Here is a 13,076-nt window from a genome sequence, read left to right on the forward strand (position 1 = left end):
TGCTCAGGCAGGCTCGGTTACGACGCCTATACGCCGATAGACGAATGGCTCGTCCTTCACAGGGCCTGCCGCAGCACGTTGGGCTTCGTCGATCAGCATCGCCATGCGTGCATGGATCGGCGATTTCGCGCAAGCCGGATCCGTCGCGGCGGCATCACCGGCGATCGCCATCGCCTGGCAGCGGCAGCCGCCCCAGTCGATCTCACGCCGTTCGCAGCTGCGGCAAGGCTCCTGCATCCAGTCCGTGCCGCGAAAGGCGTTGAATGCTGGCGAATCGGTCCAGATCGCGGACAGGCTGCGCGGTCCGAAACGCTCGAAGCTGAGCGATGGGATCGTCTGTGCCGCATGGCACGGCAGCACGGTGCCGTCCGGCGTCACCATGAAGGCGTCGCGCGCCCAGCCGCCCATGCACGGCTTGGGATAGATGGCGAAATAATCCGGTGGGACGAAATCGATGTTGATGATGCCGGTGAGCCGTTCGCGCGCCGCCGCGACGATCTCCGCCTGGCGGTCGACCGCATCTCGCTCGGGCATCAGCGCGTCGCGATTGGTCAGCGCCCAGCCGGCGTACTGCACGTTGGCGATCTCGAGCCGCTCCGCACCCAGCGAAAGGGCCATTTCGATGAATTCCGGCACTTCCTCGATATTGTGACGGTGGATCGGCGCGTTGATGGTGAGCGGTAGGCCGGCCGCTCGAGCCCGGCGTGCCGTCTCCAGTTTCTTGTCGTGGCTGCGTTTGTGGTTGCCGATGCGGTCGGTGGTCGCCGGCCGTGCACCCTGAAAGCTCAGCTGCAGATGGTCGAGCCCGGCTTCGGCAAACGCCTCGATGCGGCCTTCGGCAATGCCAACGCCGGCGGTGATCAGGTTGGTATAGACACCGCGCGCAGAGAGCCCGGCGATCAATTGCTCAAGGTCGCGGCGCAGCGTCGGTTCGCCGCCGGACAGATGTACCTGGAGAACACCGAGATCGGCGGCCTGCGAGAACAGGTCGAGCCAGGTCTGGGTATCGAGTTCGCGATTGGCCTTCAGCAATTCGAGCGGATTGGAGCAATAAGGGCATTGCAACGGGCAGCGATGCGTCAGTTCCGCCAGCATGCCGATCGGAGGGAGAAAGGGCTCGCTCATAGCTTCACCAGCAGCTTGTCCGACCATTCCTGCAGGAAGGCGATGACGTCGGCCGCCACGGCCTCCTGTTCGGCGTCATATTCAGCGGCAAGGTCGGCGATGATGTGGCCGACCGAGGATCGCCCGTCGCAGCGGCGCAATATGTCGAGACTGATCTCGTTCGGCCAGAATATTTTTTCCGGTGAAAGTACAGCGAACGCCTGCCGCACCGGGTCGTACTGTATGCGCACGTGCCTCGGCAGCGATGGCACCGACCGCAGCGACACCAAGGCTCTTTCGCGCAGCGCCATCATTGGGCCGCCTCCGGACGGAAGGCGCCGGGCGGTATGTTTCCCGGCTCGCTATAGGCGTGTTGAAGCGCGTCGAGCATGGCCCAGAGTATATCGCATTTGAACACCAGTGCGTCGATGGCCTGCTGCTGGCGTTCCGCCGTATCGGCATGGCCGAGCACGTAGGCGAGGGCGAAGTCGGCGTCGCGCGATGCCTGTTCGGGCCGCCGGCTGAAATAGGCCAGCGTATCCTCGGTGATGTAATCGTATTTGGCCAGCATCGCCGGCACCCGCTCGCCGATGATCAGCGGCGAGAACATCTCGGTCAGCGACGACGCGACCGCTTCGAACAGCGTCCGGTTCGTGCAGAAGGAGAGGTAGGCGCCGACCGCGAAACGTGTCGCCGGCAGCGCCAGCCTTTCGCTCTTGACGGCGTCGGCATCGAGGCCGAGCGAGGTCGCCAGATGCAGCCAGCGCGCGATACCGCCGCTCCAGCCGTCCGCGCCGTCATGGTCCTCGATGCGTTTGCGCCAGACGGCGCGAAACGCCGGGTCCTCGGCATGTGCGAGGATCATGGCGTCCTTGCGCGGGATGACGGCCTGATAGCAGTAGCGGTTCAGCGCCCAGGCTTGCATCTCGGCCTTCGACAGCGCACCGCTGGTCATCTTGTGGTGGAAGGGATGGCGATTGTGATAGCGCTCGGCACCGACCTGCCGCAGCACGGCTTCGAGCTCGCTCGTGGACAGGCCGCCTCTGGCGGCATCATGGAAATCGCTCAAAATTCCATCTCCATCCCATCGCGGGCAACTTCCCAGCCAGCCGCCTTGACCGCCGTGTGTTCGGCGGAATTCTCGTCGAGAACAGGATTGGTGTTGTTGATATGGACGAAGACACGGCGGCCGATCTTCACATCGGCCAGGCCGGCAATCGAACCTGCTTCTCCAGACATTGCCATATGGCCCATGCGCGCACCGGTTTTTTGGCCGACGCCGGCAGCAATCATCTCGTCGTCGGTGTAGACCGTGCCGTCGAACAGAAGGCAGGCGGCATCGGCCAGGCGCGTGCGCAGGGTGGCATCGATGCGCGCGCAGCCCGGAATATAAAAAACAGAGCCGCGGCTGCCGGCACCGGTGATACGGACCCCGATCGTGTCGCCGGCGTCGGAGCTGAAATTGGCATCCGGGTGGCCTCTTTCCTCGAGATAGAGCGCTATCTTTCCGGGCACGGGAAAGCTCTCGACAGCCACGCCGGTGTGGTGGCCGTCTGCATCGCAGATCGGCAAATCTTTCGCCGGCGACAGGGTGCGTCGCGGCACGACCGCTGGATCAAGAACATTGAAAATCGAATTCGCCTCGAGCGTCGCCAGAACCTGTGCCGTTGCGTAGATGGCAAAGGGCTGCCGTTCACGCAGGCTGAGCAGGCCGGCGACATGGTCGACGTCGGCATTGGTCAGCACCACCGCGCGGATAGGAGTCGAACGCGGTGGCGCATCGTGCGCGGGCTGCAATTCAGGCGTTTGCGCAATTTGCTGGCGAATGTCGGGCGAGGCGTTGAAGAGTACCCAGCCGGCCCCATCCGCCGATGCGGCGACGCTTGATTGGGTTCGTGAATGCACACCAGCCATCCCGGTGCGAGCCGCGCGGCTCAGGCGATAATTGCAGTTCCATTGCGGAAAGCCGCCGCCTGCCGCCGAGCCGATGATCTTCAAGCGCATGGCAACGCCTGCTCCGCGGCTTGTTCAACCAGTAGGATATTTTCGGCCGTGAACAGCTTCGCACCCGCATTGCCCGCGTCAAAGCCTTTCGCGAAGACCTCACGCGGCAATGGGGTGCGTGTCCCTGCTGCCAGGGACACGCACCTCTGCGGCCTACTTCCTGGGAGGAACTTCAGCAGGCAGATACCGCGAAATTTCGAAGCCCGCAGCAACATGGCACATGGTCGGTTTGGTCCAGCTCTTCTTCATGACATCTCTCCTCTTCTGCCAGCCCGAAGGGGCCGGTCATGTCGTTAGCACCATTGCGGGCGATGCAATGGCTCGTCCATCACCTCTAAAATGGACAAATGAAACGCTAGGTCCTCAAACACCGAAAAACAAACGAGCGAAAATAACAACGGTCATGCTTCAAAGATCAGGTAAGGCTTTTCTCTCCTTCAGCTTCCGCGGAGATAGCGCTGTAGCCGGCATAGGCCAGCCGTAGCGATCAGCAAAATGGTCTCCTTTCTCTTCATTACCTATCGCGTTTTCGTGCCGATCAAGCTCACCCCGGTATCGTGCCTAACCGATATCGTCATTGCGTGATCGGATTGTCATGTTCGTCGATCAGCGGCACATTGTAGCCCAGCAGGATCCTGTTGATCTCCGCCTGGCTTTCCCTGATTACCCGATTGAGCATTCGCTTCCATTCCTGGTCGGACGGACGTACGCCCATGGTGATGCGGTAAGACATGCGCGAGCTGGTCTTTTCCTTCACCAGCGGAACGATCGTGACATCGGCCCTGAGTTCCTTGGCATAATAACCTGCCATCGGCCCCCACAGGATCGCCGCGTCGATCTTGCCGGCAAGCATGTCCTTGATCACGACCTCTCCCATCGACGGGGTAACCCGCGTATCGACGGCCAATGGGTAGATTTTTGCCGTTCGCAAGAGCTTGTTGGCGGCCATGTTGGCAGTTGGCGGCGTGCTTTGGACGACCCCGATCCTCTTGCCGGTCAGTTTCGGATCCTCGATCGTCTCGACGCCTTCCAGGTCGCTGCCCCTCGGGTGCACCAGCACATAGGAGGAGCGATAGTAGGCGTTGGTGTTCTGTACCAGTTCATCACCCTGGGCATAGCCCATGATGACATCGCATCGGTTGGCCCCGAGCGTGTTGCGCACGAAGCCGATGACCGTGGGAAACCATGTGTAAGCGACTGACTTTCGCCCCGTCTTCCTGGCAACCAGTTCAGCCAGCTTGTTTTCGAAGCCTTGGCCGTTCTGGTCGGTGAAAGGCATGTTCGAAGGGTCGGCGCAGACGCGCAGGATATCGGGATCGACCAGTTCTCCGGCAGCTCCGAGACCGGCGCCTTGCGCCTGGGCGTTCGACGGCAACAAGGCGAGCGCGCCGAGGAACGGCAGGACAAAACGCAGCTTCGTTGCATCGCAGCCGATCATGTCATCCACCCATGCAGGACGCTTCGGCATCTTTGGCCGCCTTAGCCTTGTCTTCGTGCTTGGGCGGCCTGCCGCGGGGCGCCGCACCATCGGCGCGGGCGCGCAGATAGATGTAGAGATCGTCCAGGTAGCAATAGACGTTCTTGTTGTCGCCAAAGGCAGGCATGACGTTTTCCTTGCCGCCGCCGACATTCTTGCGGCCCTCGGCGACGATCGAGAGGAACGTGGGGTAATCGATGTTTTTCAGGCTATTGGCCAGGGCCGGCGCATAGCTCGAACCCGTTCCGTCCTGTCCGTGACAGACATGGCAGTCGGAGTGGTACCGGCGGTAACCGCTGAACGTGTACCAATCCACGGTTCCGTTTTCGATCTTGTAGGTTGGGTTTCCGTCCGCGTCCAAATACTTTCCGCCATCTTCCTTCACCGGCTTGGCCTTTTCCATGCTGTCTTCGGCCTGCGCCAGACTTGAGCTGGCCAGAGGCAGCAGAACCAGGGCGAGAGCGGAAATTATAATGCGAACGGACATTCAAACTCTTCCTTCATTTGCCACGGACACGGGTTTCGTGAAGCGGCATTGATCGATGTTTTGGGTGCGCGGCAGAATCGAGAGCCCGGTCCTGGCTTCCCGGTGATCCGGGCTCTCGTTTTTCAAGCAGCCTTCAGTCTTAAGGCCCTTCCCGCAATCAGTCCGGAAGACCGAAGACGGTAAGCTGGCCGCCAAGCGTTGTATAGTCGGCAAGTGCTGCGTAGCCACCGACCGCTCCGAGGCCAGCGGTGCCAACGACCGCGGCCTGATCGCCTTGCGCACGGCCCTGATCGACGGCGCCATGCCAGGCAGCGGCGTTATCGGGTGAAAGCAGTCCGCCTGCCAGACCAATACCGGCCCATCCACCGACGCCGGACAGAACGGCGATGTACTGCTTGCCGTCGTGCTCGTAAGTCGTGATGTCGCCGATGATGCCGGACGGGGTCTTGAACTTGTAGAGTTCCTTGCCGTCCTTATCGACTGCCTTGATGTAGCCTTCGAGCGTGCCGTAGAAAACGACGTCGCCTTCGGTTGCCAGCGCGCCCGACCACACCGAGAACTGCTCGGGCTTCGACCAGACGATCTCGCCCTTGGCGGCATCCCAGGCAATGAAGTTGCCCATGTTGCCGTCACCGCCAGGCGCAGGATACATCGACACGGTGGCGCCCACATAAGGCTGGCCGGCGGTGTAGCTCACCTTGTAAGGCTCGTAGTCCATGCAGACATGGTTGGTCGGTACATAGAACAGCCCGGTCTTCGGCGAATAGGCCGCCGGCTGCTGGTCCTTGGTTCCAAGCGCCGCCGGGCAGATGCCCGTCGAGTTGGTGTCTTCGCCGTTCTGCTGGGTCGAATACTTGGCCACGACCTGCGGGCGGCCATACTGGTCGCTCTTGGGGTCCATGTTGACTTCCGTCGCCCAGTTCACTGCCGGATCGTATTTCTTGGCGACGAGAAGTTCCCCGGAGGCGCGATCCATAGTGTAGGCAAAGCCGTTGCGGTCGAAGTGCACCAGCACGTCGTGCTTGGCGCCGTTGACCTCCATGCCGTCGACGAGAATCATCTCGTTGATGCCGTCATAGTCCCACTCGTCATGCGGGGTCATCTGGTAGAGCCATTTGGCAACACCAGTATCCGCATCGCGGGCCATGATTGTCATCGACCAGCGGTTGTCGCCGGGGCGCTGAACCGGGTTCCACGTCGAGGGATTGCCGGTACCGTAATAGACGAGGTTCAGCTTGGGATCATAGGAATACCATCCCCATGTCGTGCCGCCGCCCGTCTTCCACTGTTCGCCTTCCCAGGTGTTCGTGCCGGAATCCTTTCCTACCGGCTTGCCGAGCTGGGTGGTCTTCTCGGGATCGATCAGGGTTTCTGCGTCCGGACCTTCCGAATAGGCTTTCCAGGCGAGCTTGCCGTCACTCAGATTGTATGCGGCCAACCAGCCCCGAACGCCGAATTCAGCGCCGGAGACGCCGACGAGCACCTTGTCCTTGACGACCACGGGCGCTGACGTACCGGATTCGCCCTTTCCTCCGTCGGTCTGGTCGCCGTTCTTGACCGACCAGACGACCTTGCCGGTCTTGGCGTCCAGCGCGACGACGGTGGTGTCGGCCTGGTTGAGAATGATCTTGCCGTCACCATAGGCGACACCGCGATTGACCGTGTCGCAGCACATGATCGGAATGACATTCGGGTCTTGCTTGGGCTCGTATTTCCAGATGATCTTTCCATCATTGTTGAGATCGAGAGCGTAGACGGTGTTCGGGAACGGCGCGTGCACATACATCACATCGCCGATGATCAGCGGCCCGCCTTCATGGCCGCGCAGCACGCCGGTGGAAAAGGTCCACTTGACCTGCAGGTTCTTCACATTGTCCTTGGTGATCTGGTCGAGCTTGGAAAAGCGGGTGTTGGCGTAGTCACCCGTTTGCATTACCCAGTCCTTGGGGTTTTCGGCCATTTTCATGAGCTCTTCATTGGCCGACGTCATGTAGACCGCGCCGAACGACATGAGCGCCGCGGTCGTTAGTACGTAAGTGGTTTTCGCTAGTACACGCATCAAAATCCTCCCAGGGTTCACAATGACGAATCGTCCGTTGAGCCCACGAGGGCTTGCCCAAGCGATTCATGTGGGGGAAGTATTTCCGGCAGCGTGTCACGACCTAAGCCAGATGAGCAGAGGGCACCGTTACTGCCCACCCCACTTGGCCTACGAAAGACTGTCGCCGCTCCCTAATGACGGTGACGCCCTTGAAGCCGGAAACAGGGAGGAAGCTATGTCATCCCGGAACGGAAGGCAAGAAAAATCACTTCTGGCAATGCTGCACCGCAATATAGAGAAATAGACATGAAAAAATCATGAGCGAAAGCTATTTATCCACTGCGTACCTATCGAGATGTATATAAGACAAATCGTCTTTTGTATTATCAGCGCGAAGGTGTATTGGTATTATTTGGAGATATTTCTTGGAATGCCTGGCCTGAAGTATGCGCGCCTCGCGCCATGGGCCGATAGTGAAGGAGATATGAAATGAAGTTTGTCAGCACGATTCGGAGCGGATGATGGTGCCGTCGGGGAGGCCGCTTGCCGGCCGCTATGGCATTGCTCCTTTGGTACTATAAGGCGACCGTGGCAACTTGACTGGCCAGGCTGCACGACGCCAACTGGTGCGGTGATCCTGTCCCGTTCTATCGCGTCCCAGGTCAATCCGAGGGTTGCTCATGATGATCAGATATGTTGGCTTTTCCACCTTGCCGCTGTGGCTTGTATCGACCCTGGCATTGGCAAATCCGGCCGGTGCCGCCGGAGACTATCCGACAGCGACGGTTGTCGACTACGTGCTCGGCTGCATGCAGACGAATGGCCAGACGCGTCAGGCGCTGGAGAGCTGCTCCTGCTCGATCGACGTCATCGCCTCGATCCTTCCCTACGACCATTACGAGAGGGCCGAGACCTTCAAGAGGATGTCCCTGACGACAGGCGAGAATGCAGGAATGTTTCGCGAAAGCGCGCCGGCGCGAGCCGCGCGCACGGAACTGAAGCGTGCGCAGGCGGAAGCCGACGTGCGCTGCTTCTAGCCGGAGCATTTCTTCCGGGCGGAGACTGGTTCAGGTGACGCCTGGAAATTTCTGGTGGAACGACCGCAAAAGGTCGCTCATCACCTGTGGGCTGCGGTATTGCCGCGGCAGCGGCACGTCGAACAGGCCGAGCACATGGGCTGGCCGCGGCGCGAGCACGATAATGCGGTCCGACAGCATCAGGGCCTCGGACAGATTGTGCGTTACCATCAAGGCGGTCGTAGGCCGCTCAGACCACACCGTCAAAAGCAGGTGCCGGAGTCGCTCGGCGGTCCGTCCATCAAGTGAGACGAAGGGTTCGTCCAGGAAAAGCACGGCCGGTTCGGTAGCGAAGGCCCGCGCCAGTGCTGCCCTGCGCGCAAGGCCGAGGGAAAGCTCAGCCGGATAGAGCGAGCGCATGCCGGCGAGGCCGAGAATGTCGAACAGCCCGTCGAGATCTTTCGTTCTCAGGCTTTTCGGCAGCGCTAGCCTGACATTCTGCTCCACTGTCCGCCACGGCAGCAAGGTCGGCTCCTGGAATACGGCGGCGATCCGGTTGGAGCCGCCTTCAGGCAGTTGGAAGGAGCCGGAAAACTGCTTGTCGAGGCCAAGCAGGATACGCAGCGTCGTGGTCTTGCCGCAGCCCGATGGCCCGAGCAGGCAAGCGAATTCGCCTTGCCGGACCTCGAAGGAAAGGTCTTTGAGCGCCGTGACGGAGACGCCTTGCGCGGACCTGAAAATCTTTTCGGCGATGTCGACCCTAAGCGGGACGACGGCGCCAACGGGTTGCATGTTGTTCAACGGGCTGCACCAGAAGAAGTTCGATGACAAGCATTACCGCCACGAACGCCAGCGTATAGGCAAGAATGGCGGCGACGTCGAAGAGTTGGAAATTGACATAGATCTGGACGCCGACACCATTGGAGCGGCCGAGCAGTTCGACCACCAGGACGATCTTCCAGATGAGGGCGATGCCCGATCGCGAGGCCGCGGCCAGATAGGGCTGCAGTTGCGGCAGCAGGACGTGGCGGATGCGGTCGAGGGGACCGAAGCGGTAGACGGCGGCCATCTCGGCGTAACTCGGATCAAGTGCCCTGGCGCCCTCGCGCATGGTCACCACGACATTCGGGATCTTGTTCACGGCAACCGCGCCTATCGCCGCCGCCTCGTTGAGGCCGAACCAGATGTAGGCCAGCACGATGACCACCAGCGCGGGAATGTTGAGAAACAGGATCACCCAGGGACTGAAGAACCGGTCCGCGCCCCGGTAGCTGCCGAGGAGAACGCCGATGACCGAGCCGATAACCATCGCGACGACGTATGCCGCCGCAACCCGGCTAAGCGTCGCGCCGAGATGGTAGAAAAGATCGCCGCTCGCCGCCTCCCTGAGCAAAACCTGCCAGACCTTGCCAGGCCCTGGAAAAGCACGGCTTTGCCAAGCATTTGCCGCAAAGGCCCACAGCAGGCAAAGCCCGAAAAGAGAGAGCGCTACCGTCAGCACAGGTATCAGCGCCGTTGCAGGGCTGGGTTGGCCGGACATGTCGGCCGCGGCGCCGCGCATCCGATCGCCGGTGTCCGGCGTGGTCATTTCAGGAGTTCCTGCCAGAACGTGCCGGGCGCCATTTCCGGCGCGCTGCCGACCAGCTTTTCGCCGCCGATCTCGGCCAGCACGTGATAGAGCCTACCGGCGTCGGCGGCCTCCTCTGCGACCGGCCGTCTGGGGATGCCCTCACGATAGCGGTCACGCAGTTTTGCCAGTTCCTCGCCTTCTGCGCGGACAATCGGGGCCAGGCGCAGCCATTCGTCGTCGGATCTGGTCAGCAAATCCCTGGCCTGCGCGGAAGCCTTGAGGAAGCCGCGGACGGCGTCCGGGTTTTCGTTCGCCCATTTATCATGGAAAACATAGCCGAGCGCCGACACGGCGCCCGAGGCTCCGAGCGCTCTCGCCGCATCCTCCGCGCCGACCAACCGACGAAAGCCGTTGGCCTCGAGCCGGGCGCAAAAATGCCAGAAATTGAGCACCGCATCGAGTTCGCCCTGAATTGCCTTTTCCGAGATCAGCGGCGGCGCGCCAAAGACGATGTCGCTGGTTGCCGGCAGGTCTAGACCGTGATCGCGCCTGGCCAGCGCCTGTATCAGCAGCCAGCTTTTGTCGAGAGGGCCGCCGGCGACGCCGATCTTCTTTCCCTTGAGGTCGGCGATCGTGCGGATCGGCGATTCCTGCTTCACCATGATCGCCCCGACGGCGGTCGAATAGGGGGCCAATGTGACATCGCTGCCCTCCGAGCGCTGGCGCGAGACCCACAGCCAGTCGGTCACGATCATGTCGATCGCGCCGGCCAGCATCGCGACGTTGGTCGCATCCTCGCCGGCGAAATAGATAATCTCCAGATCGATCCCGTTGGCTGCGTCGAACTTGTGTTGCTTCAGCGTATCAAGCGCCCAGCTCACGGTGCCGAACTTCAGCACACCAATGCGAACCTTGGCTGTAGCGAAGGCGGTGACGGGCCTTGAGGCGAGAATCGCGACTGTTGCAAGGGCTGCCAGATGCAGCATTCCCCGACGCGAAATCATCATGATGTCTCCTCCCGGGCTGCAACAGGGGCGCCGATCAGATCGCTCGGTCCTTGTTCGGGAAAGCGCATTTCCAGCGCCTGACCTTTAAGGTCGGGTGCTCCTGCGACCATTTCGCGATTTCGGTTGGCGCCAGGACCATGCATTGGAGCAGAGAGCCGCGGCTCTCGAAATAGAGATGTTCGTCTCGGCAATTGCCCGGATTGGCACTCAGGCAAACCGTCAATATGAGGTCGACCATATCCATTCAGCACCTCTTGCGCGCTTAAAGATGCCCGCTTGGCGAGATCGGGCCCGATCCGCGAGCCTGACGAAATCATCGCTTGCTGGTCTCCCGAGGTGCCCATGGGAAACCAGAATGGCTTGAAGCTACGCGTTCGCCCGATAGCCGTCAACAAAGGCGAATGGACAGGCTGGCACTCTATCGGAGCCGAGCTCCTCTGCACCTATGCATGGTTGACTTCCGCCGTCTGCCGGCTAGCTTTCAGCGATGCAGGCGCCGCAACTCCGTAATGGGAGGAGCGGATTCCGCTCTGCCTTATAGAGACGCATGCCGGTGGGTCAAAGCAAAGGCGTGCGCAAATTGTCCAGGGCACCTTGACGATCAATGAGGAAATGCCATGCGCGCAATCGCATTTTTCGCCGTCGTGTCCGTTGCGACTTTCATTACCAATCAATCCCAGGCACAGGATGCCGCGGCGGGTGAGAAGGTCTTCACCAAGTGCAAGGTCTGCCACGTCGCAGACAAGGACCAGAACAAGATCGGTCCGTCGTTGAACGGCGTCATCGGCCGAACGGCCGGCACGCATCCGGGGTTCAGCTATTCGCCAGCCATGACCGAGGCCGGAAAGTCCGGCGTCAAATGGGACGAAGCCACGCTGACGACCTACCTTCACGACCCCAAGGCCATGGTCAAAGGGACCAAGATGGCGTTTCCCGGCCTCAAGAAGGACGAGGACGTCGCCAACGTCATCGCCTATCTGAAGCAATTCTCCAAGTAACACGGCTCCGCCGGCTGTTCGCGGCCGGCATCCGCTTCATGCGTGTCGCCCAAAAGTGCGCAGCGGTTTTGGGACAACGACATGCATAAGCAAGGTTCAAGGCGCTGCCGGTCAAGCAGCGTCTTGCAGCCTCTGCATCGCCGACGGCAGGTCGCGCAGGCTGTCGCAAACAAGGTCGGCGCCAAGGTCCTCAACGGGAATCTGGCTGTAGCCGCCACGCAGCAGAACGACGGGCATGCCGGCGGCGCGCGCGGCGCCCACGTCGGCGCCGCTGTCTCCCACCATCAGCGCGTCATAGGGTTCGACCCCAAGCTGGTCGAGGGCCAACAGCAGAGCGTCGGGCGCCGGTTTGAGATATGTCACCGCGTCGCCGCCGACGATCGCGCCAAGATATTCCGTCAACCCGAAATGCAGCAGGATTTCGCGCGTTGCCAACTGCGGCTTGTTGGTCACCAAGCCCATGGCTTTGCCGTTCAAATGGAAGTGCGTGAGAACTTCCCTGACGCCAGGCATCAGCCTTGTCAGGCCGGTCAGATGTCTGCGGTAGATCGGCGCCATGTCGCGGTTGGCCTCTTCGAGCGCGCTGCCGAGGAGCGGCGTTCCGGACGCTGCGAAGGCCCGCTCGACCAGTTTCCTGATGCCGCCGCCGATCATGGCCTTGACCTGATCCAGGCGCAGCGCCGGCAGATCGCGGCTGGCCAGCAACTCGTTGACGGCGGCCGTCAAATCGGCCGCCGAATCGACCAGCGTGCCGTCCAGATCAAACAGGATCGCCTTCGGCGATCGAAACGGCCTGCCTGCGCCGACGTTCATGCGGCCCCCTTCCATTTGATCGAACAGCCGATCGAAGCAATCTGGTCCAGCGGTCCGTCGCCGGTTCGGGCAACCTGTTTCATCGCCTCGAACAGATCACGCCTCAGTCCGGGCGGTCCGGCGTCCCGTCGCGATGCGTCCAGCCGGCCACGATATTGCAGCGTAAACTCGCTGTTGAGCCCGAAGAAATCCGGGGTGCACACGGCTCCATAGGCACGCGCCACCGACTGGGGCTCGTCGTGGAGATAAGGGAAAGTAAAGCCGTTCGTCTTGGCGAAGAGCTTCATGTTGTCGAAGGAATCATCAGGATAGGCGTCGGCATCGTTGGCGTTGATCGCGACAAAGCCGATGCCTTCGGCCTTGAGGTCATTGGCATCGCGGACGATGCGTGAAATCACTGCCTTCACATAGGGGCAGTGATTGCAGATGAAGGCCACGACCAGCCCGTTCGGACCGGCGTGGTCGAAGATCGAATGCGATTTGCCGTCGACGCCGGGCAAAACGGCATCGATGGCTTGCCAGCCGAAATCGCAGACAGGTGGGATTGCTGCCATTTTCG

At 61.2% G+C, this 13,076-nt stretch carries 14 protein-coding genes; 2 read left to right on the forward strand and 12 right to left on the reverse strand.

The window, feature by feature from the left end:
* Window positions 1–3: 3 nt before the first annotated feature.
* The 7 genes from pqqE to EN859_RS19745 form a co-directional block, all read right to left on the reverse strand.
* Complete coding sequence (gene pqqE / locus EN859_RS19710) at window positions 4–1,125, reverse strand: pyrroloquinoline quinone biosynthesis protein PqqE (protein ID WP_127854667.1); 1,122 nt, start codon at window positions 1,123–1,125, stop codon at window positions 4–6.
* Window positions 1,122–1,418: a pyrroloquinoline quinone biosynthesis peptide chaperone PqqD gene (gene pqqD, locus EN859_RS19715; RefSeq protein WP_127854666.1), complete on the reverse strand. Its 297-nt coding sequence runs from the start codon at window positions 1,416–1,418 to the stop codon at window positions 1,122–1,124. The genes pqqE and pqqD overlap by 4 nt, the downstream gene beginning before the upstream one ends.
* Complete coding sequence (gene pqqC, locus EN859_RS19720) at window positions 1,415–2,173, reverse strand: pyrroloquinoline-quinone synthase PqqC (protein ID WP_127854665.1); 759 nt, start codon at window positions 2,171–2,173, stop codon at window positions 1,415–1,417. Before pqqC ends, pqqD begins: the two co-directional genes overlap by 4 nt.
* Window positions 2,170–3,108, reverse strand: coding sequence for a pyrroloquinoline quinone biosynthesis protein PqqB (gene pqqB, locus EN859_RS19725; RefSeq protein ID WP_127854664.1), 939 nt, complete (start codon window positions 3,106–3,108; stop codon window positions 2,170–2,172). The genes pqqC and pqqB overlap by 4 nt, the downstream gene beginning before the upstream one ends.
* A gap of 574 nt (window positions 3,109–3,682) precedes the next feature.
* Entirely contained in the window at window positions 3,683–4,576 is an 894-nt protein-coding gene (locus EN859_RS19735) for a quinoprotein dehydrogenase-associated putative ABC transporter substrate-binding protein (protein WP_127854662.1), read from the reverse strand.
* On the reverse strand, window positions 4,548–5,072 hold the full coding sequence (locus tag EN859_RS19740) for a c-type cytochrome, methanol metabolism-related (RefSeq protein ID WP_127854661.1): 525 nt from the start codon (window positions 5,070–5,072) through the stop codon (window positions 4,548–4,550). The genes EN859_RS19735 and EN859_RS19740 overlap by 29 nt, the downstream gene beginning before the upstream one ends.
* 157 nt (window positions 5,073–5,229) lie before the next feature.
* Complete coding sequence (locus EN859_RS19745; protein WP_127854660.1) at window positions 5,230–7,131, reverse strand: methanol/ethanol family PQQ-dependent dehydrogenase; 1,902 nt, start codon at window positions 7,129–7,131, stop codon at window positions 5,230–5,232.
* 665 nt (window positions 7,132–7,796) lie between these two features.
* Here EN859_RS19745 and EN859_RS19750 point away from each other — a divergent pair.
* Window positions 7,797–8,150 carry a hypothetical protein gene (locus EN859_RS19750; RefSeq protein ID WP_127854701.1) on the forward strand — a complete coding sequence of 118 codons (354 nt, stop codon included), beginning with the start codon at window positions 7,797–7,799 and terminating at the stop codon, window positions 8,148–8,150.
* Window positions 8,151–8,180: 30 nt separating this feature from the next.
* On the opposite strand, the gene EN859_RS19755 is transcribed toward EN859_RS19750, so the two are convergent.
* The 3 genes from EN859_RS19755 to EN859_RS19765 are packed head-to-tail and all read right to left on the reverse strand — an operon-like array spanning window position 8,181 to window position 10,706.
* A complete protein-coding gene (locus EN859_RS19755; protein WP_127854700.1) occupies window positions 8,181–8,921 on the reverse strand; it encodes an ATP-binding cassette domain-containing protein in 741 nt (246 codons plus the stop codon).
* The gene (locus EN859_RS19760) at window positions 8,890–9,717 is read right to left on the reverse strand and encodes an ABC transporter permease (RefSeq protein ID WP_127854659.1); all 828 of its coding nucleotides are present in this window, start codon (window positions 9,715–9,717) and stop codon (window positions 8,890–8,892) included. The genes EN859_RS19755 and EN859_RS19760 overlap by 32 nt, the downstream gene beginning before the upstream one ends.
* Window positions 9,714–10,706, reverse strand: coding sequence for an ABC transporter substrate-binding protein (locus tag EN859_RS19765; RefSeq protein ID WP_127854658.1), 993 nt, complete (start codon window positions 10,704–10,706; stop codon window positions 9,714–9,716). The genes EN859_RS19760 and EN859_RS19765 overlap by 4 nt, the downstream gene beginning before the upstream one ends.
* Before the next feature lie 617 nt (window positions 10,707–11,323).
* On the opposite strand from EN859_RS19765, the gene EN859_RS19775 reads away from it, so the two are divergent.
* Window positions 11,324–11,704 (forward strand): cytochrome c family protein, encoded by a 381-nt coding sequence (locus tag EN859_RS19775; RefSeq protein ID WP_127854656.1) that lies wholly within the window; start codon window positions 11,324–11,326, stop codon window positions 11,702–11,704.
* Window positions 11,705–11,815: 111 nt separating this feature from the next.
* Here the strand turns inward: EN859_RS19775 and gph are convergent, their stop codons facing one another.
* Window positions 11,816–12,517 (reverse strand): phosphoglycolate phosphatase, encoded by a 702-nt coding sequence (gph, locus tag EN859_RS19780; protein WP_127854655.1) that lies wholly within the window; start codon window positions 12,515–12,517, stop codon window positions 11,816–11,818.
* Entirely contained in the window at window positions 12,514–13,071 is a 558-nt protein-coding gene (locus tag EN859_RS19785) for a thioredoxin family protein (RefSeq protein WP_127854654.1), read from the reverse strand. Before EN859_RS19785 ends, gph begins: the two co-directional genes overlap by 4 nt.
* Window positions 13,072–13,076 lie beyond the last annotated feature (5 nt).

Origin of the sequence: Mesorhizobium sp. M00.F.Ca.ET.216.01.1.1, assembly GCF_004010325.2 — a bacterium.
GTDB lineage: Bacteria > Pseudomonadota > Alphaproteobacteria > Rhizobiales > Rhizobiaceae > Mesorhizobium.